The 17,817-nt window shown below is 60.4% G+C and carries 16 protein-coding genes and 2 pseudogenes; 15 read left to right on the top strand and 3 right to left on the bottom strand.

Features of this window, described 5'->3' with window-relative positions; translation table 11 throughout:
- The first annotated feature begins 24 nt into the window (after window positions 1–24).
- The 15 genes and pseudogenes from C8024_RS10685 to C8024_RS10630 all read left to right on the top strand — a co-directional run bounded on the left by C8024_RS10685 (window position 25) and on the right by C8024_RS10630 (window position 14,702).
- The gene (locus C8024_RS10685; protein WP_254305800.1) at window positions 25–1,761 is read left to right on the top strand and encodes a TonB-dependent receptor; all 1,737 of its coding nucleotides are present in this window, start codon (window positions 25–27) and stop codon (window positions 1,759–1,761) included.
- Window positions 1,762–1,799: 38 nt separating this feature from the next.
- Window positions 1,800–2,579 (top strand): TonB-dependent receptor, encoded by a 780-nt coding sequence (locus C8024_RS21570; protein WP_367947279.1) that lies wholly within the window; start codon window positions 1,800–1,802, stop codon window positions 2,577–2,579.
- 132 nt (window positions 2,580–2,711) lie between these two features.
- A pseudogene (locus C8024_RS10680) lies at window positions 2,712–3,841 on the top strand (iron-containing alcohol dehydrogenase).
- A complete protein-coding gene (locus C8024_RS10675; protein ID WP_217272147.1) occupies window positions 3,828–4,277 on the top strand; it encodes a thioesterase family protein in 450 nt (149 codons plus the stop codon). The pseudogene C8024_RS10680 and the gene C8024_RS10675 overlap by 14 nt, the downstream one beginning before the upstream one ends.
- Before the next feature lie 30 nt (window positions 4,278–4,307).
- Window positions 4,308–4,760: an acyl-CoA dehydrogenase family protein gene (locus tag C8024_RS20260; protein WP_217272146.1), complete on the top strand. Its 453-nt coding sequence runs from the start codon at window positions 4,308–4,310 to the stop codon at window positions 4,758–4,760.
- The gene (locus tag C8024_RS20255) at window positions 4,721–5,449 is read left to right on the top strand and encodes an acyl-CoA dehydrogenase family protein (RefSeq protein ID WP_217272145.1); all 729 of its coding nucleotides are present in this window, start codon (window positions 4,721–4,723) and stop codon (window positions 5,447–5,449) included. Before C8024_RS20260 ends, C8024_RS20255 begins: the two co-directional genes overlap by 40 nt.
- A gap of 123 nt (window positions 5,450–5,572) precedes the next feature.
- The gene (locus tag C8024_RS10665; RefSeq protein ID WP_254305806.1) at window positions 5,573–6,271 is read left to right on the top strand and encodes a DMT family transporter; all 699 of its coding nucleotides are present in this window, start codon (window positions 5,573–5,575) and stop codon (window positions 6,269–6,271) included.
- A complete protein-coding gene (locus tag C8024_RS21565; protein WP_367947281.1) occupies window positions 6,184–6,495 on the top strand; it encodes an EamA family transporter in 312 nt (103 codons plus the stop codon). The genes C8024_RS10665 and C8024_RS21565 overlap by 88 nt, the downstream gene beginning before the upstream one ends.
- 5 nt (window positions 6,496–6,500) lie before the next feature.
- Window positions 6,501–7,673 (top strand): winged helix-turn-helix domain-containing protein, encoded by a 1,173-nt coding sequence (locus C8024_RS10660; protein WP_173204922.1) that lies wholly within the window; start codon window positions 6,501–6,503, stop codon window positions 7,671–7,673.
- 87 nt (window positions 7,674–7,760) lie between these two features.
- A complete protein-coding gene (locus tag C8024_RS10655) occupies window positions 7,761–7,904 on the top strand; it encodes a hypothetical protein (RefSeq protein ID WP_173204919.1) in 144 nt (47 codons plus the stop codon).
- Window positions 7,904–8,164: a hypothetical protein gene (locus tag C8024_RS10650; protein ID WP_173204916.1), complete on the top strand. Its 261-nt coding sequence runs from the start codon at window positions 7,904–7,906 to the stop codon at window positions 8,162–8,164. Before C8024_RS10655 ends, C8024_RS10650 begins: the two co-directional genes overlap by 1 nt.
- 283 nt (window positions 8,165–8,447) lie before the next feature.
- Window positions 8,448–10,535: an autotransporter assembly complex family protein gene (locus tag C8024_RS10645; protein ID WP_173204914.1), complete on the top strand. Its 2,088-nt coding sequence runs from the start codon at window positions 8,448–8,450 to the stop codon at window positions 10,533–10,535.
- The gene (locus C8024_RS10640) at window positions 10,536–12,290 is read left to right on the top strand and encodes a hypothetical protein (protein WP_173204912.1); all 1,755 of its coding nucleotides are present in this window, start codon (window positions 10,536–10,538) and stop codon (window positions 12,288–12,290) included. It begins immediately after the preceding gene.
- A gap of 1,078 nt (window positions 12,291–13,368) precedes the next feature.
- On the top strand, window positions 13,369–14,010 hold the full coding sequence (locus C8024_RS10635; protein ID WP_173204910.1) for a translocation/assembly module TamB domain-containing protein: 642 nt from the start codon (window positions 13,369–13,371) through the stop codon (window positions 14,008–14,010).
- A complete protein-coding gene (locus tag C8024_RS10630) occupies window positions 13,974–14,702 on the top strand; it encodes a translocation/assembly module TamB domain-containing protein (protein WP_173204898.1) in 729 nt (242 codons plus the stop codon). Before C8024_RS10635 ends, C8024_RS10630 begins: the two co-directional genes overlap by 37 nt.
- 498 nt (window positions 14,703–15,200) lie before the next feature.
- Here the strand turns inward: C8024_RS10630 and glnA are convergent.
- The 3 genes and pseudogenes from glnA to C8024_RS10615 form a co-directional block, all read right to left on the bottom strand.
- Window positions 15,201–16,612, bottom strand: a pseudogene (glnA, locus tag C8024_RS10625) (type I glutamate--ammonia ligase).
- A 47-nt stretch (window positions 16,613–16,659) separates the two neighbouring features.
- The gene (locus tag C8024_RS10620) at window positions 16,660–16,989 is read right to left on the bottom strand and encodes a P-II family nitrogen regulator (RefSeq protein WP_173204939.1); all 330 of its coding nucleotides are present in this window, start codon (window positions 16,987–16,989) and stop codon (window positions 16,660–16,662) included.
- A gap of 244 nt (window positions 16,990–17,233) precedes the next feature.
- Window positions 17,234–17,817 (bottom strand): cytochrome c (locus C8024_RS10615; protein WP_173204895.1); only part of this gene is annotated, 584 nt, incomplete at its 5' end.

Below are 17,817 nucleotides of genomic sequence, written 5' to 3'. Positions count from 1 at the left end.
AGCAAGTATAACGGGAGAGTAAATATGAAAATGATCAACAAAATCCTCATGGCCGCACTGTGTAGCACTGCCATGACCACCCCCGCTTTTGCGCAGGACGCAGCGCAAGAAGTCGAAACCTTCGACGACAATGTAATCATCGTGACGGCAACCCGCCGCGCAGAAGATGTCCAAGACATTCCTATCGCCGTAACCGCGGTCAGCCCGGCCCAGCTCGAGCAGCAGGGCGTGGTGAACGTGCAGAATATCGGTAGCGTATCCTCCAGCTTCTCCACCTCCAACGCGCAAACGGCTTCCGGAACGGTTGTTCTTCGTATTCGCGGTGTCGGTACGACTTCCAACAACATCGGCTTTGAATCAGCTGTCGGTATCTTCGTAGACGGTGCCTATCAGTCACGCCCGGGTGTTGCGCTCGGCGAATTTGTCGACGTTGAACGCGTCGAGGTTCTTCGCGGCCCACAAGGTACGTTGTTCGGACGGAACACGTCGGCAGGTGCCTTGAACATCACCAACGTCCGGCCTGACCTCAACGATTTTGGCGGCTTCGTAAACGCGACCTACGGCAATTTTGACCATATGAGCGTCCAGGGCGCGATCAACGCTCCCCTTATCGAGGATACTCTGGCGCTACGCGTAACCGGTGCCTATCGGAAGCGTGACGGCTATGTTGATATCATCGACAGCGCCGGCAACAGCATCGGTGATTCCAACAACACCGATCAATATCTTCTTCGCGGCCAGCTTGGCTTCGAGAATGACAGCGGCATCCGTGGTCGCCTGATTGCGGATTATTCCAAGAGCACGGCGAGCTGCTGTGCTGCAATCGAAGTCCAGCAATCTCCGGTCGAAACATTCGGCCTGTTCGGCGCTGTAGGCCTTGGCGCACGTGGCGGCATGTCCGCTCCTGATGTTGCGGTGAGCCCGTTTGATACGGCAGCCATGCAGCGCGCGGTGGAAAACCGGGTCGCAACGTCCGATATGAGAGCAGATCCATCGAATGATCAATGGGGTGTGACCGGCGAAATCGAATTCCCGATCAGCGACACTGCAGACCTGATCTACATCGGTTCCTATCGCGAATTCCGGGCGGAAGAAGCCTATGATTCGGACTTCTCGGGTCTCGATGTTTTCAACGTATTGCCAGGTGGCGGTACCGCGATTGATACAATGACCCACGAATTGCGTCTGCAGGGTGAAGCACTCGGCGGCGCGCTCAGCTGGATGGTCGGTGGTTATTATTCCACAGAGGATATCTCGCAGACGGTCAATTTCGGCCTGGGTACGGATTATGACCGTCTTGTCGGCGCGTTGCTGGCGGCCGGAACGGGTGGCGGAACGCTTAACCCTGCCAACCCTGTCTTCTACGGCAACGGCGAGACTTTCCTCGGCGCGACACCGCTGCAGAATCTGACCGGTGTCGATCCGTCAACGATCCGGACTTCAAATTCCTATGAGCAAAGCAGCAAAAGCTGGTCGGTCTTTACCCACAACACTCTGGAAGTGGCCGAGGGTCTGAAGTTGACACTGGGTCTGCGCTATTCGGATGAAAGCAAAGACGGTTCGTTCGCTCAGTCGGCGACCAACAACACGCTCTGCCCTGCGACCTTGGGTCAAATCGGTGCCGGCAATGTTGCATCGCCTTTGATCGCCAACGTTTTGGACTGGGTTGCTTTGCATTCCTGGCGCCAGCAATCGGAACGGATGCAATTCCATTCCCTCTGCCGCGGCCTTTCGACAGCACGTTTAGCGATGAAGAGCTGATCTACACCGGTAAAGTAAGCTATGAATTTGCTTCGCCTGTGACCGTTTATGCCAGCTTCACGCATGGCTATAAATCGGGTGGCTTCAACCTCGACTCGACGGCTGCATCCGGCGGCGCTGATCCGCGCTTTGCTTCGGAAGAAGTGGATGCTTATGAAGTCGGTCTGAAAGCCAAGTTCCTCGACAATGCGGTAACTCTGAACGTTGCCGGCTTCCACGAGGAATTCACAAACTTCCAGGTTCTGGAATTCACTGGCGCACAGTTCACGACGTTCAACGTTCCGCTCGCAAAATCGACCGGTGTTGAAATTGAAACGGTTCTTCGTCCCAGCGACAATCTGACGATCAATGGCGGTCTGACTTATACCAACGCCAGATATCCGGACAATTGCGCGGGAACGCAAACCTCTGACAATGTTCTCAGCCTGTGCGGCAATTCACTGACCAACGCTCCGAAATGGGTGGGTATCATGGGCGCAACCTATGATCGTGACATTGGCAACAGCCTGAATTTCTTCATCAACGGCCAGATCCGGATGGAGAGCGATCGCCGGACGTCAACGCAGGCCTTCGATCCTGCCGATCTGACCACACGGACGCCTGTGCCCTTTGATGTTCAGGACGGCACGGTCAAGATCAACATGCGGGCTGGTCTCGGTGAAATTGACGGCGCATGGGGCATTGAAGCCTGGGTTACCAACCTGACCAATGAAATCACGCGCGGCGTTACGTTCAACACCGTGCTGCGTTCGGGTTCACGCTCTGCCTTCATCCAGGAACCCCGGATGTACGGCCTGACCCTGCGCGGCAAATTCTAGGCGGGAATGCCATATGATGGCGAATAGTCGCCAGATGAACAGGGGCCGGTTTTCCGGCCCCTTTTTATTGCGCGGCTGAGCCATTGGTGCAAAGACTGGCACGATGAAAACTTTATCTTCCAGACTGTCCCGGTGCTCCACTTTGGCGCAGGCTGCCTCGCCCAATTGCCCGGCCAGATTGCTGCCCTGCGCGCATCCAGACCGATGATCGTCACCGACAAGGGCATCGTCAATGCCGGCCTGATTGTGCCGGTCGAAAAAACGCTGTCCGAAGCCGGATTTGATGTCGTGATATTCGATTCGGTTGTGGCCGATCCGCCGGAGGCATCGTCCTGCAGGCTATTGAAGCCGCGAAATCAGCGGGTGCCGATATCGTTATCGGACTCGGTGGCGGCAGTTCGCTTGATACAGCCAAGGTGGTTGCGGCTCTTGCGGTCGAAGGCGCGCAGCCGCTTGCGGATATTTACGGCATCGGTCTGCTGGAACGCAAGGGCCTGCCGACCATATTGATCCCGACCACATCCGGCACCGGATCGGAAGTCACCGCCATTTCGATCCTGACCACCGGTGAAACCACCAAGGCCGGCATCATCTCGCCACATCTGGTTGCGGATGTGGCCTTGCTCGACCCTGCGCTGACCGTCGGGCTTCCCGCCAATGTCACCGCCGCGACCGGCATCGATGCAATGGTCCATGCGGTTGAATCCTACACCAGCCGCAACGGCAAGAATCCGGTCTCCGACATGCTCGCGATCGAAGCCTTGAAATTGCTCACCGCGCATATCGAAACCGCCTGTTCCGACGGCGAAAACATGCAGGCTCGCGAAGCGATGCTGCGCGGTTCGATGCTCGCCGGACAGGCTTTTGCCAACAGCCCGGTCGGCGCGATCCACGCGCTCGCCTATCCGCTCGGCGGCATCTATCATATCCCGCACGGCCTCTCCAACGCGCTGGTCATGCCCTATGTCATGCAATTCAACCTCGAAGCTGCCGCACCGCTCTACGCCGAGCTGGCCGATGCGCTCGATCTGCCGCGCGGCAGCGAGAACAGCAGCGAAGCGCGGGCGCAGCAATTGATCGACTATCTTGAGGCGCTGGCGGTCAAGGTCAAGGCGCCGCGCAAGCTGCGGGAAATCGGTATCGCGCAGGATGCGACGACCGAACTGGCCGAAGCGGCAATGCTACAGACGCGCCTGCTCGACAATAATCCCCGAGAGGTCACGCTGGCCGACGCGCAAAGGATATATGATGCCGCCTGGTAAAAGCCCGAGGGCCGAGCCGCCGGTTCGCAGCGACTATCGCACCGGCTCGGCGATCACCACGCGCTGGAATGACAATGATCCTTATGGCCACGTCAATAACGCGATCTATTATTTCTGGTTCGACACCGCGGTAAACCGCTATCTGGTGGAGCAGGGCGCGCTCGACATCACCGGCGGCGAGACCATCGGTCTGGTGGTCAATACGAGCTGCGACTATTTCGCGCCGATTGCCTTTCCCGACGATGTCATGGCGCGCATCCGCGTCGACCGGCTGGGCAACAGCAGCGTTACCTATGGTGTCGGCCTGTTTCGCGGGGATGAGGATATTGCCTCCGCTGCCGGCAGCTTCACCCATGTCTATGTCGACCGCGCGACCCGTCGGCCGGTTTCCCTGCCATCTCGCTTGCGTTCCGCGCTGGAGGCGATAGAAGTTTAACCAGACGATTAAATCGCTGGAGAGACACAGATGCTACGCCCCTTTGACAATGACGAGCGCCGACAATTCCGCGAAACCTGCCGCCGCTTTGCCGAGACCGAATTGCAGCCGTTCGCCAATGAGTGGGACGAAGCGGGCGAAATCCCCTGGGAGGTTCACGAAAAAGCCGGGGCGCTTGGCGTATGGGGCTTTGGCGTCGACGAAAAATATGGCGGGCTCGGCATGGACGATATTTTCATGCGCGCGGCCTGGGGTGAGGAAGCGGCAAGAGCGCATAATGGCGGCACGCTGGCGGCGCTCGGCGGCCGCAGCATTTCCATCGGCCCGATCCACAAGCTGGCCTCGCAGGATATCAAGGACCGCATCCTGAAGGATATCGTGCTCGGCAAAAGGGCTCCAGCCTCGGCATCACCGAACCGGGTGGCGGATCGGACGTCGCCAATATGCAGACCACCGCGCGGCAGGACGGCAATCACTGGGTGATCAACGGGGCGAAGACCTTCATCACCGGCGGCATGACCGCCGACCATTATGTCATCGGCGCGCGCACCGGCGGCGAGGGCCTGAACGGGATTTCGCTGTTTCTGGTCGACGCCGACGCCGAGGGGTTTTCGCGCACCGCGCTCGACAAGAAAATGGGCTGGTGGGCTTCCGATCAGGCGTCGCTCTATTTCGACGAAGTGCGCGTCCCGGCGGAAAATATGCTCGGCGAGGAAGGCCGCGGCTTCATCCAGATCATGCACAATTTCAACCACGAACGGCTCGGCATGGTCGCCCAGTCTCTCGGCATGATGCGGGTCTTGCTCGAATATTCGATCGACTATGCGCAGCAGCGCGAGACGTTCGGCAAACCGCTTATCAAGCATCAGGTGATCCGGCACAAGATCGCCGACATGTCGGCGCGGGTCGATCGGCTTGACGGCTGGCTGAACCAGATCTGCTGGCTCGCCGAACAGGGCGAAATGCCGGTCGCGCAATTGTGCAAGGCGAAGTTCAGCGCGACCAAGGATCTGGAATATTGCGCCAGCGAGGCAATGCAGATCCTCGGCGGTGCCGGCTATCTGCGCGGCAATCCGGTTGAGCGTTTCTACCGCGAGGTCAAGGTGATGGCGATTGGCGGCGGCTCGGAAGAAATCATGCGCGATCTTGCGGTCCGGCAAATGGGCCTCTGATCCCGCTTGCCATTTTCGGTTTGCGGGCGATAAGCAGAGCGTCTTGAGATTCCGTTCGTGCTGAGCTTGTCGAAGCACAGGGACCGGCAACAGAACAACAGCATCCGGCTGATGGAATATAATATGCCCGATCTAATATCCGCCGATAGCCAGCCAGAAAATGGCCCGATCCTGCTGCCGGCGGGTTCGGTGCTTTTCGGCCTGCTCACCTTCGCGATGATGGACGTCGCGATGAAAAGCCTGTCGATCGAGATTGGCGCCTATAACGCGATCCTCTGGCGGGTGCTGCTCGCTCTGGTGATCGTTTCGGTAGTCTTCTTCGTGCGCCGCCCCAGAATGCCGGGCAAGGCCGCCCGCAAGGTCCATCTGCAGCGGGGCATCATCATCGTATTCATGTCCTATCTGTTCTTCTGGGGTCTCGCGCGGGTGCCGCTGGCCGAGGCCATTGCGCTGTCGTTCATTGCGCCGATTATCGCGCTCTATCTCGCCGCCGTATTCCTCGGCGAGACCATCCACCGCAACGCCATCTATGCTTCCGCGCTGGGCTTTGCCGGGGTGCTGGTGATCGCATGGGGCAGGGCGAGCGGCGAGTTCGAGAAAGAGGCGCTGCTCGGCATCGGTGCGATCCTGATTTCGGCGGTGCTCTACGCCGGCAATCTGGTGATCCAGCGGCAACAGGCGCTGCTCGCCGGTCCGATCGAGATCAGCTTCGCCCAGAATCTCGTCGTCGGGTCATCCTTCCTGCTGCTCGCGCCTTTTTTGCGGTCGTTCCGGAAGCGGAATCGCTGCCCTATATCGGGGCCGCGGCGATATTCTCGCTGATCTCCTCGCTGTTCATCGCCTGGGGCTATGCGCGGGCCGAAGCGCAAAATCTGATCAATCTCGAATATAGCGCCTTCATCTGGGCGGCGATTTTCGGCTGGCTATTCTTCCGCGAGCCGATCACGCTGACCACTGTTTCCGGCGCGGCGATGATCGTCGTTGGGTGCATATTGGCAACCCGGCGCGACCGGAAAGTCGCGCATATCGAAACCACCGCGGTCTGATCACGATGGCGCTGCGCATCGGCAACCGGCAGGCGCGCTGGCTCTGGTTGCAGGCGCAGGGCCTGTCCGAAACCCCGACCGGCCCGCTCGACCTGCCGGAGATGATCCGCCGCCTCGGCTATGTCCAGCTCGACACGATCCAGAATGTCACCCGCGCCCACCATCATATCTTGTGGAGCCGCAACCAGAATTACCGCGAGCCGATGCTCGACAAGCTGTTGGGTGAGGACAGGGGGGTGTTCGAACATTTCACCCACGACGCCTCGGTCCTGCCGATCGAATTTTACCCGATGTGGCAGCGGCAGTTCCGGCGGCTCGGCGCAAAGGTGGCGGGCCATGCTTCGTTTAAAAAGGCAGCGCGCGAAATCGGCGCCGAGGAGATCAAGGCCCGCATCGCGGCGGAAGGCCCGCTGTCAACCCAGGCCTTTGACACCAAGGTTAGCGGCAAGAAACAGATGTGGGATCGCCCGCCGCACAAGAGGGTGATGGACCAGCTCTGGTATGCCGGCGAACTGGCGACCTCCCATCGCGTCAATTTCAACAAATATTACGACCTCAGCGAGCGGGTGATTCCCCTGCATCATCGTGAACCAATCCATGACGACGAGGGCCAGATCGACTGGCTCTGCCGCAACGCGCTCGACCGGCTGGCCTTTGGCTCACCCGGTGAAATCCAGCGGTTCTGGGATGCGGTCAATGCCAAGGAAACACAGCTTTGGGCAGATTCGGCGAAGGACAGTGTCCCGGTGGAAGTGGAAAATCATGAGGGGCAATGGCTCAAGGCGCTGGCACCGCCCGATATCGAGACCCGACTGGCCAGCGCGCCCGAACCGACCGCGCGACTGCGTATCATCAATCCCTTCGATCCGGTCGTCCGCGACCGCAAGCGCCTGCTCGCCCTGTTCGGCTTTCACTATCGCAACGAGATGTTCGTGCCCGCAGCGCAGCGGCAATGGGGCTATTATGTCTACCCGATACTGGAACGCGACCGCTTCGTCGGCCGGATCGAGATCAAGGCGGACCGGGCAGCGGGCCAGCTGCGCGTCACGCAATATTGGCCGGAGCCGGGAGTGCGGCGGTCGGCCGCACGGCATTCCAGGCTAGCAGCAGAACTGGCGCGGCTGGCACGACTGATCGCTGTCCGCGACGTGATTTGGGAATGCGAGGGAGCCTTGTAGCTGGCTTCAGGCCTATTTGACGGTACCGCGAAAACGCAGTTCGCCGGTTGCGCCGGGTTCGATTGGCGATGGCAGCACCCAGCGAATGTGGGTGACATCAGCCGCCACGGCGGGGCGGGACCCTGCTCGTCATCCGCTACGCTCAGCGAAGACAAGGGACCGAAAATTTCGCCGCCATCGACCGATACCAGAGCCCAGTCTTCGAGCGCCTCGACGAAGGTGACGGCCTGATGCACGGGATTGTTGAGCACGAATCCGGTGACCGCCTCGTCGCCCAGATTGCGATAGCTGTTGGTAACCAGCAACTTGTCGCCCGGAACCACCTTGATGGCCGAAGGGCTGAGCAGTTGGGTTACGGATTCGCCATCTTCCGAAATTTCGGTGCGTTCGACCATGATCGAGCTGTCGATTTTCACATTCGCTCGCGGATCGGTCGCCGCTTTCTGTTCATCGGCGGAAGCGGTGGCCGCATAAGCGATCTGGGACGCTGACAATCCCGTCATCAAGACACCGGCTACCATGGCCGCTTCGAGCAAAATTACGCGCATATTGGACATTTCCAAAAATCCTGTTGAACCATTGCCGACCGGACACAAGCGCCCGGTTCCCATGGGGTGGAATATGGTCGATCATGGTTAATATGCGGTTAAAGCCGTCCGTGAAATTGGCAGCGCCGTGCAGGCTGGACCGAATATCCTACAAAAAGAAACGCTCGCCAGAAAAACGCGCTTATTCGTTGGCATAGCGATTCATCCGCCGCTAAAGAGATCGTCAATGGGTCTGACCGCATATTGTCGCTGCCTTGGCATGCTGGTTATCTTGCTGATGGGTTCGCTCATCGGGCCGGGCCATGCGCAAACCGCAGATATGCCGGCCGCCAGTGAACCGGACGAGCAGGATTTCGATGCGCCGCTCGATCCGGATCAGCCCCTGACCGAATTTCCCGATTTTGGCGTCGAATGGCCCGACCTTGACGAAGTGGCACAGCCACTGGCAGACGAAAGCGAAGATACGGCCGCGGTGGACGATGAAGCCGAAGCCGCCCCCGGCGACCAGGATATCGCCGACGAGCAGCTGGCCGAACCGGCCCCGCTCAATGAATATCGGCCGACCGATGCGCTGGCTGAAACCGCCTATGGCATCAGCTTCGAAGGCCTGCCCGAGAAGATTGGCGAGGCTTTCGACACGCGCTTTGATATTTTGTCGGTGCTGGAACAATATCGCGGCGACGAAGCCAATTTCGCGCAGATCCGGCGGCGTGCGCAGAGCGATGCCGAACTGGTCGAGCAGCTGCTGCGGATAGAAGGCTATTATGACGCCGTCGTCCAGACCCGCTTCGAATCCGACGGTGCGGATCGGATCGATGTGGTGATCCGGGTGCAGGCTGGACCGCAATATAAGCTCGACGCCATTGTCTTGTCCGGTCTCCAAGCGGCGGTTGATCCTGATCCTGTAAATTTCCGCGAAACGTTCGGATTGCAACCGGGCGATGTCGTAAACAGCGACCGCATTGTGGAAGCGATCGGCCGGATCGACGTTGCGATGGCCGAAAATGGCTATCCTTTCGCCAAGACCGGCGAGCCGGAGCTGGAAATCGATCATGCCGAACGGCTGGGCGACCTTGAAGTTCCGGTGACGCCGGGCGGCCGCTATAATTTCGGTTCCGTTGTCCTGGCGCCGACGGAATTGTTCGATGCCGATCATGTCCAGATGATCGCCCGTTTCAATCCCGGTGACCTGTATCAGGCCTCCGATCTCGAGGATTTGCGCCGTGCGCTGATCGCGACCGGCCTTGTTTCGACCGTCAATGTCGATCCGGTTGTGGCCGACGATCCGGAAGCGGTCGATGTCGCGGTCAAGCTGACACCGGCGCCATTGCGCACCGTGGCCGGCGAGCTGGGCTATGGCACAGGCGAGGGCGCCCGCGCCGAAGTCAGCTGGGAGCACCGGAATCTCTTCCCGCCGGAAGGCCTCTTCCGCGCTACTGCCGTGCTCGGGACCCAGGAACAGTCCGGCAGTCTGTCCTTTCGCCGCAACAATTATCGGCGTCGCGACAATATATTGAACGGCCGCACCGCGCTGAGCGTCGTCGACCGTCCGGCGTTCAAGGCCCAGACATTCTCCGTCGCCGCCAATATCGAGCGCCAGAGCAACCTGATCTACCAGAAGCGCTGGAGCTGGTCGCTCGGCGTCGAGCTGCTGGCATCGCGCGAAGAAGACGTCACCGGGCCGACGGATGCGACGGGCCGGGACACCTTCTTCATCGGTTCGCTGCCGGGGCTGGTCACCTATGACGCCAGCGACGATCTGCTCGATCCGACCCGGGGTTTCAGGCTGACCGCCCGGATCGCTCCTGAAGCGTCGCTTCAGGATGGCAGTTTCTTTTATGTCCGCAGCCAATTTGACGGATCCGCATATTTTCCGGTGTCCGACAAGATCGTGCTGGCCGGCCGCACCCGGGTCGGGACGATCGCCGGTGCCGGGAACAACCGGATAGCGCCGTCGCGCCGTCTCTACGCCGGTGGCGGCGGTTCGGTTCGCGGCTATGGCTATCAGAGCATTGGCCCGCGCGATGCCAATAATGATCCGGTGGGCGGCCGCTCGCTGGTCGAGTTTTCGCTCGAGGCGCGGGTCCGCACCGGCTTTTTCGGCGGCAATCTAGGTATCGTCCCATTCATCGATGCGGGCAATGTCTATACCAGCAGCACGCCGGACATCTCCGGCATGCGCTATGGTGCCGGTCTTGGCGTTCGCTATTATAGCGACTTTGGACCGATCCGCATCGATGTCGGCACGCCGATCAACCCGCAACCCGGCGATTCGCGTGTCGCGGTCTATGTCTCCCTCGGACAGGCATTCTAGATGGCCGATAGCAAGGACAGGCCGGGCTCCAAGCGACTGATCTGGCGCTGGTCCATGCGCGGCCTGCTGGGGCTGGCTGCGATCCTCCTATTGGGACTGGTTGGCGCGGCCATGTGGCTGGACAGCAATTCCGGCCATCGCTTCATCATCAACCAGGTCGAGGCGCTGGAGCCGGAGGACGGCCTGCGCATCCGGATTGCCGATATCGAGGGATCGATCTACGGCGAGGGCAGGGTGCAGGGTTTGCGGCTACTCGATCCCAAGGGCGAGTTTTTCTCCGCTGGCACCGTAGCGGTCGACTGGAACCCGCTGGCCTGGATATTCAACGAACTGAACATCACCGATGCGCTGATCCTGAAAGGGCGGCTCGACCGTTTGCCGGAACTGATCGACAGCGGAGAAGACAGCCCTCTGCTGCCCGGTTTCGACATCTATGTCGGCGCGTTCCGGGCGGAAAATCTGGCTCTGGGCGAAGCCCTGGCCGGCAGCGAACAATTTGCCGACCTGTCGGGCACTGCCGATATCAGGGCCGGCCGCGCGATGGTGCGTCTCGATGCGGCGACGACGCGCAGCGGCGACAAGCTGCTGCTGGCGCTGAATGCCGAACCGGAGCGCGAGAAGCTTGATATCGACGCCGAAATCATGGCCCCGGCCGGCGGCGTGATAGCCGGTGCCCTGGGGATGGATCGCGACCTGGCGCTGACCCTGAAAGGCGATGGCAGCTGGCAGAAATGGAACGGCGAACTGGTTGCGCTCAGCAATGACGAGACGCTGACGCAAGTCACGATCGAGGCGAAGGCCGGAGAATTTGCCTATGACGGCAAGTTGACCGCCGCTGTACTGCCCGAAGGAGCAGCGCAGAAACTGGCTTCGCCGGACCTGCTGATCAAGGGCACGGCGAGCCTCGCCGACCGGCTTTTGGCTCTCGATCTCGAAGCGCGTTCGGCAGCCTTGTCCTTCACCGCGAAGGGCGGGATTGATCTGGCGCGCAACAGTCTGGATGCGATGCGGCTGGAGACACGGCTGATCGATCCATCGGCTCTGTCGCCCAATATGCGGGCGCAGGATTTCGAGCTTAAGGCGTTGCTGAACGGAAAATTCTCGCAACTGCGCTACCAATATCTGCTGACCGCGCCACAGCTGGCTTTTGGCAAGACATTGCTGACCAATGTGCGGGGCGAGGGCGAAGGACAGCGGGATGCCGGCGGCTGGGATATCCCCGTCGAGCTTTCGGTCGGCACGGTAATCGGCAATGGCGAGTTGCTGAAACAATTGCTTTCCGGCTTCAGCGCGACAGCATTGCTCCGCTATGAAAAGGATCTGCTGTTCGCCGAGCGCGCCCGCGTCGCGACCAATGTCGCAAAAGGCACATTGGATCTGGAACTGCGCCCCTCGACCGGTGATTTCGCCGTCAATATCGATGCCAATGCGCCTGGCTTCGCGGTACAGGCGTCGGCGTTGCGGACATCATTGCCGAGATCAACCTGGGTCCGGCAGCGAAGGGGATCGCACTGGACGGCCAGGTCAATGCAAGGCTGCGTCGTTTCGACATCGGCTTCCTGCGCGAACTGGCCGGCGGCTTGCCGCAATTGCAGACCGGCCTCGCCCTCGGCCCGGACGGACTGTTGCGCTTTACCAATCTCAACGTGTCGGCGCCGAAACTGTCCTTCCGGGGGTCCGGAAGCCAGACCGGAGCGGCGACCTTCGCGTTCCGCGGCTCGGGACGGCAGGACACATATGGCCGCTTTGATCTGAAACTCGACGGCGCGCTCAACCGTCCCAGGGTCGCGCTGTTGCTGGACAGTCCGCTGCCGGCGGCGGGTCTTTCGGCTGTCAGCGTGCAACTCGATCCGGTCAAGGGAGGCTTTTCCTATGTTGCCTCCGGCGGGTCGACGCTGGGGCCGTTCAGCAGTGACGGTATGATCCTGACCACGCCCGGCCAGGACACGGCGGTGCGGGTCGACCGCCTGCTCGTCTCGGATACGCTGGCCACCGGTACGATCCGAACGACCGCAGACGGGCTTGCCGGGCGGCTTGTGGTCAGCGGTGGCGGCGTGAACGGTGATGTGCTGTTCCGCCCCGGCAGCGGGCAACAGCTGATCCGCGCCAATCTCAAGGCCGAAAATGCCCGCTTTGGCGGCGATCCGCCGATCTCCATCCGTACCGCGGTGCTGGAGGCCGATATCCTGCTGATCGACGGTCAGTCCAATATCGACGCGACGCTGCGCGCGCAGGGGATCAGCCGCGGCGAACTGATCATCGGCCGGGTCGCCGCCAATGCCAAGCTGACCGACGGCAGCGGTACGGCAACCTTCACCGTTGCCGGCACGCGCGGCAGCACTTTCGAGTTCCAGGCAAAGGCGGACATCACGCCCGACCGCTACCGGATTTCCGGAAACGGACAGTTTGAGGGCCGCAATCTGCGTCTGGCACAGCCGCTCGAACTGCGGCGCGAAGGCGATGGCTGGACCGTTCCGGCGACCACGATCAACTATGGCAGCGGCAGCGCGAAGCTGTCCGCTCGTTTTGGCAGCGGCAATTCCAGACTAGACCTGACGATGGCCAGAATGCCGCTGTCGCTGGTCGATATCGGCTATCCCGATCTCGGGCTGGGCGGCAGCGTCAACGGCACCGTCAAACTGACCCAGTCGGCGCCCGGATACCGGTCGGTGAAGCGAAGCTGACGATCAAGGGGCTGACCCGTTCGGGTCTGATCCTGACCTCCGCGCCGGTCGATCTGGGTCTCAATATTGCCCTGTCCAGCCGCAACGCGGCGGCGCGCGGGATCATCAAGTCGCCCGAGGGCAAGACCATCGGCCGGTTCCAGGGGCGGGTGACCGGCCTGGGTGGCGGCAACTGGCAGGACGAGCTGATGCGCCGGCCACTGTTCGCGCAAGCGCGGTTCAACGGCGGCGCCGAGAGCCTGTGGCGGCTGACCGGGGTCGAGACATTCGACCTGACCGGACCGGTAGCGGCCAGCGCCGATGTCAGCGGCAGTCTCGCCAATCCGCAGATCAAGGGCCGGGTCAGCACCAGCAACGCGCGGCTCGAAAGCCCGCTCACCGGCACGGTCATTTCCAATATCAAGACAGTGGGCCAGTTTGACGGTTCAAGGCTGGTGCTTCCGAAACTGACCGGCACCACCGCCGGGGGCGGAACGGTCAGCGGCAGCGGCAGTTTCAATTTCGCCGTCGCAGAGGGCGAGGGCATCGGTATCACCATGGACGTCAATGCCCAGCAGGCCGCGCTGATTGCCCGCGATGATTTCGCCGCCACGGTGACCGGCCCGATCAAGATCCGCAGTTCTGTGGATGGCGGCCTGATTTCGGGCAATGTCGTGCTCAACCGCAGTTTCTTCCGCTTCGGTCAAGCCAGCGCGACAGCCAGTCTGCCGGATATAAGACCCGGGAAATCAATCGTCGCGCCGACGAACGGCCGGTGGTGGTGCGCGGCCGGCCATGGCGCTTCGACCTGACCGCCAACGCCCCCAACCGGCTGATGGTCGAGGGGCTCGGGCTCGACAGCGAATGGAAGGCCAGTTTGAAGATTACCGGGCCGGTCGACAATTTTGCGATGGTCGGCACCGCTGATCTGCTGCGCGGTGACTATACTTTTGCCGGTCGCCAGTTCAGCCTTGAGCGCGGCCGCATCCGCTTTGTCGGCAATCAGCCGGTCAACCCGATCCTGGATATCGAGGCGGAGGCCAATCTGACCGGCCTGAACGCCACGATCAATGTCACCGGCACCGGCAACCAGCCGGAAATCGCCTTTACCAGCATCCCGGCCCTGCCTCAGGACGAGCTGCTGTCGCGGGTGTTGTTCGGCGCCTCCATCGCCGACCTGTCTGCTCCCGAAGCGGTCCAGCTGGCGGCTGCCGTGGCCTCGCTCAACAGCGGCGGCGGGCTGGATCCGATCAACCAGTTGCGCAAGGCGGTCGGTCTGGACCGGTTGCGGATATTGCCGTCCGACACTGATACCGGTACCGGCACCTCGATTGCCGCGGGCAAATATATCACCCGCCGCGTCTATGTGGAGCTGATCACCGACGGCAAGGGCTATAGCGCCACCCAGCTCGAATTCCAGATCACCCGCTGGCTCTCGATCCTCTCGACCATCTCGACCCTCGGCCGGCAAAGCGCCAATGTGCGGGTGAGCAAGGACTATTGAAGCCATCAGAAGGCAGGGTAGCGAAAGGCGGGCCTGCATTTTGCAACCGATCCGGTCACGCGCCGCCGCCATCATGCCCCGCTTGCCGTCCGCGAAGGACCGGAAGCTGTTACAGAGATTCCCGTCGCTTCTTTTTTCGTTGAACGGAAACGAAATTTTTGCAATTTCAGACCATGTAATATCTGCACAAAGCTTGCTGATCCCGGCATCCGGTCGACAGCAGCAATCCCGAAAGGAGCATTGAATTGAATATCATGGATGCGACAACTCACGAGCCGACAAGCAAGCGTGAATATGAAAAGCCTGTTTTGGTTTGCCTGAATTCAAGGGATACGGAAGGTAAAACCTTTGTAAATACGGAAACTTCGGGATTCGGACCAAGTTAACGCGCTGGGCGGCAGTCCCGAGCAGCAGGGACTGTTCCTCTCAATAGATCAAAAGAAAAAGCCCGGAGCAATCGCTTGCCCCGGGCTTCTGTTTTCAGTCTGACCGGAAGGATCAGCTCGAATAATACATGTCGAACTCGACCGGGCTCGGGGTTGTTTCGAAGCGGCTGACTTCTTCCCATTTCAGTTCGGCATAAGCGTCGATCTGGTCTTTCGAGAACACGTCGCCCTTGAGCAGGAATTCGTGATCGGCTTCCAGTGCTTCCAGAGCTTCGCGCAGCGAACCGCAGACGGTTGGCACTTCGGCCAGCTCAGCCGGTGGCAGGTCATAGAGATTCTTGTCCATGGCTTCGCCCGGGTGGATCTTGTTCTCGATCCCGTCGAGACCGGCCATCAGCAAGGCTGCTGCCGACAGATACGGGTTGGCAAGCGGATCGGGGAAGCGGAATTCGACGCGCTTCGCCTTGTCACCCGCACCATAAGGAATACGGCAGGATGCGGAACGGTTGCGGCTTGAATAAGCGAGCAATACCGGCGCTTCAAAACCGGGGACCAGACGCTTGTAGCTGTTGGTCGTCGGGTTGGAGAAGGCGTTGATCGCCTTGGCATGTTTGATCACGCCGCCGATATAGTGGAGGCACATTTCCGACAGGCCGGCATATTCATTGCCGGCGAACAGTGGCTTGCCGTCTTTCCAGATCGACATATGCGTGTGCATGCCGCTGCCATTATCTTCCTTGATCGGCTTCGGCATGAAGGTTGCGGTCTTGCCATATGCATGGGCAACCTGCTGCACGACATATTTATAGACCTGGGTCCGGTCGCAGGTCTGGGTCAGCGTCCCGAAGGTGATGCCCAGTTCGTGCTGCGCGGCTGCCACTTCGTGATGGTGCTTGTCCATCGGCAGGCCCATTTCCAGCATGGTCGTGACCATCTCGCCGCGAATGTCCATGCAGCTGTCAACCGGAGCGACCGGGAAATAGCCGCCCTTGGCGCGGGGACGGTGGCCCATGTTGCCGACATCATAATCGCGGCCGGTGTTGGTCGGCAGCTCGATATCGTCGATCCGGAAGCCGGAGCGGTCGTAGCCATTTTCGAACTTCACATCGTCGAACATGAAAATTCCGGCTCCGGTCCGACATAGATGGTGTCGCCGATACCGGTGGATTTCAGATAGGCCTCGGCGCGCACTGCGGTCGAGCGCGGGTCGCGGCTGTAAAGCGACCCGTCGCCGGGTTCGACGATATTGCAGACCAGGATCATCATCGGGGTGGCCGAGAAGGGGTCCATATACATTGCGTCGAGGTCGGGGCGCAGGATCATGTCGGATTCGTTGATCGCTTTCCAGCCCTCGATCGAGCTGCCGTCAAACATGAAGCCTTCCTCCAGCACATCCTCGTCAATGACTTCGGCGCACATCGACAGATGCTGCCATTTGCCGCGCGGATCGGTGAAGCGAACATCGACCCACTCGATCTCATGTTCCTTGATCAACTTGATAATATCGGATGCTGTATTGCCCATTATTTAGTCCCTTGGTTCTGGTTTATTGGGTTTGGTTGGAATGAAAATCAGATGGCGTCGTTGTCGCGTTCGCCGGTGCGGATACGCAGCGCCGCTTCGACCGGAATGACGAAAATCTTGCCGTCTCCGATGCGGCCGGTCTGGGCTGCCGCGGCAATCGCCTCGACCGTACGGTCGGCAAGACTGTCCTCGACGACCACTTCCAGCTTCACCTTGGGCAGGAAGTCGACAACATATTCGGCGCCGCGATAAAGTTCGGTATGGCCCTTCTGCCGGCCAAAGCCTTTCGCTTCGGTCACGGTAATGCCGGATACACCGACTTCGTGCAGTGCTTCCTTGACCTCGTCCAGTTTGAAGGGCTTGATGATGGCTTCGATTTTTTCATTTTTACGTTCCCGTGTACCGCTTCCTCGGCATTTCCCCCGAACAGGAGCAAACCACCTCGGCCGGGCAGTATTGCCCGTTGCTATTCAATTACCATGCCAGAATCGATTCGCGAACAGAATCGCCGGAATGCTTGGCTACATTGCTAATCTGTTATCGGACGACTGACAATGCTGCTCAAAAACAGGCATTTATCGCGGCCTGTGAACAATATTTGGGCAGGCAATGGCCGTAAGATCACCGCACCGTCGGCGCGGTCATCTCGGGCAGATTTTCCTTGGTCCAGATCGACCGGTTCACGACATAGTGGCGGATATTTTCCACCTGTGCGTCGCTGAGCTGCGATCCGAAACCGACCATGCCGTGCTGCTTGAGCGCGCCGCCCTTGACCACCGAGGCCCAGGCCTGGGTATCGGGCAATACGCCGCTGACCCGCAGATCAGGCGTGAAGCCGTTGCCGATCGCGCTGTCGCCGTGGCAGACGAGGCAATTGCGCCCGTACAGGCCCTTGCCGGTGGCAATCTGTTCCGGGGTGCCGGTCTGTACCGGCGGATCCCAGACCACTTCGCCTTTTTCAGGGAGCGGCGGGAAGGCAGCCTTGCCGCCGAGTTTCAGCACCACCAGCCGCGGAATATTGGGCAGTTGGCGCGTCACCCCGCCGGCAACACCGGCGACCAGCGGAAAGGCACCGCCCTTGCTGGTCAGGAAAGCGACATATTGCTCGCCGTCGATCATATAGGTGGAGGGCGCGCTGACGATGCCGGACTGCATCGGCAGGCTCAGCAATTCCGTGCCCTTGTCGGCCGAATAGGCCTTGAAAA

Origin of the sequence: Sphingopyxis sp. BSNA05 (assembly GCF_013265645.1) — a bacterium.
In the GTDB taxonomy this organism is placed as follows: domain Bacteria; phylum Pseudomonadota; class Alphaproteobacteria; order Sphingomonadales; family Sphingomonadaceae; genus Parasphingorhabdus.
This window is presented reverse-complemented; position numbering and strand designations above follow the sequence as displayed.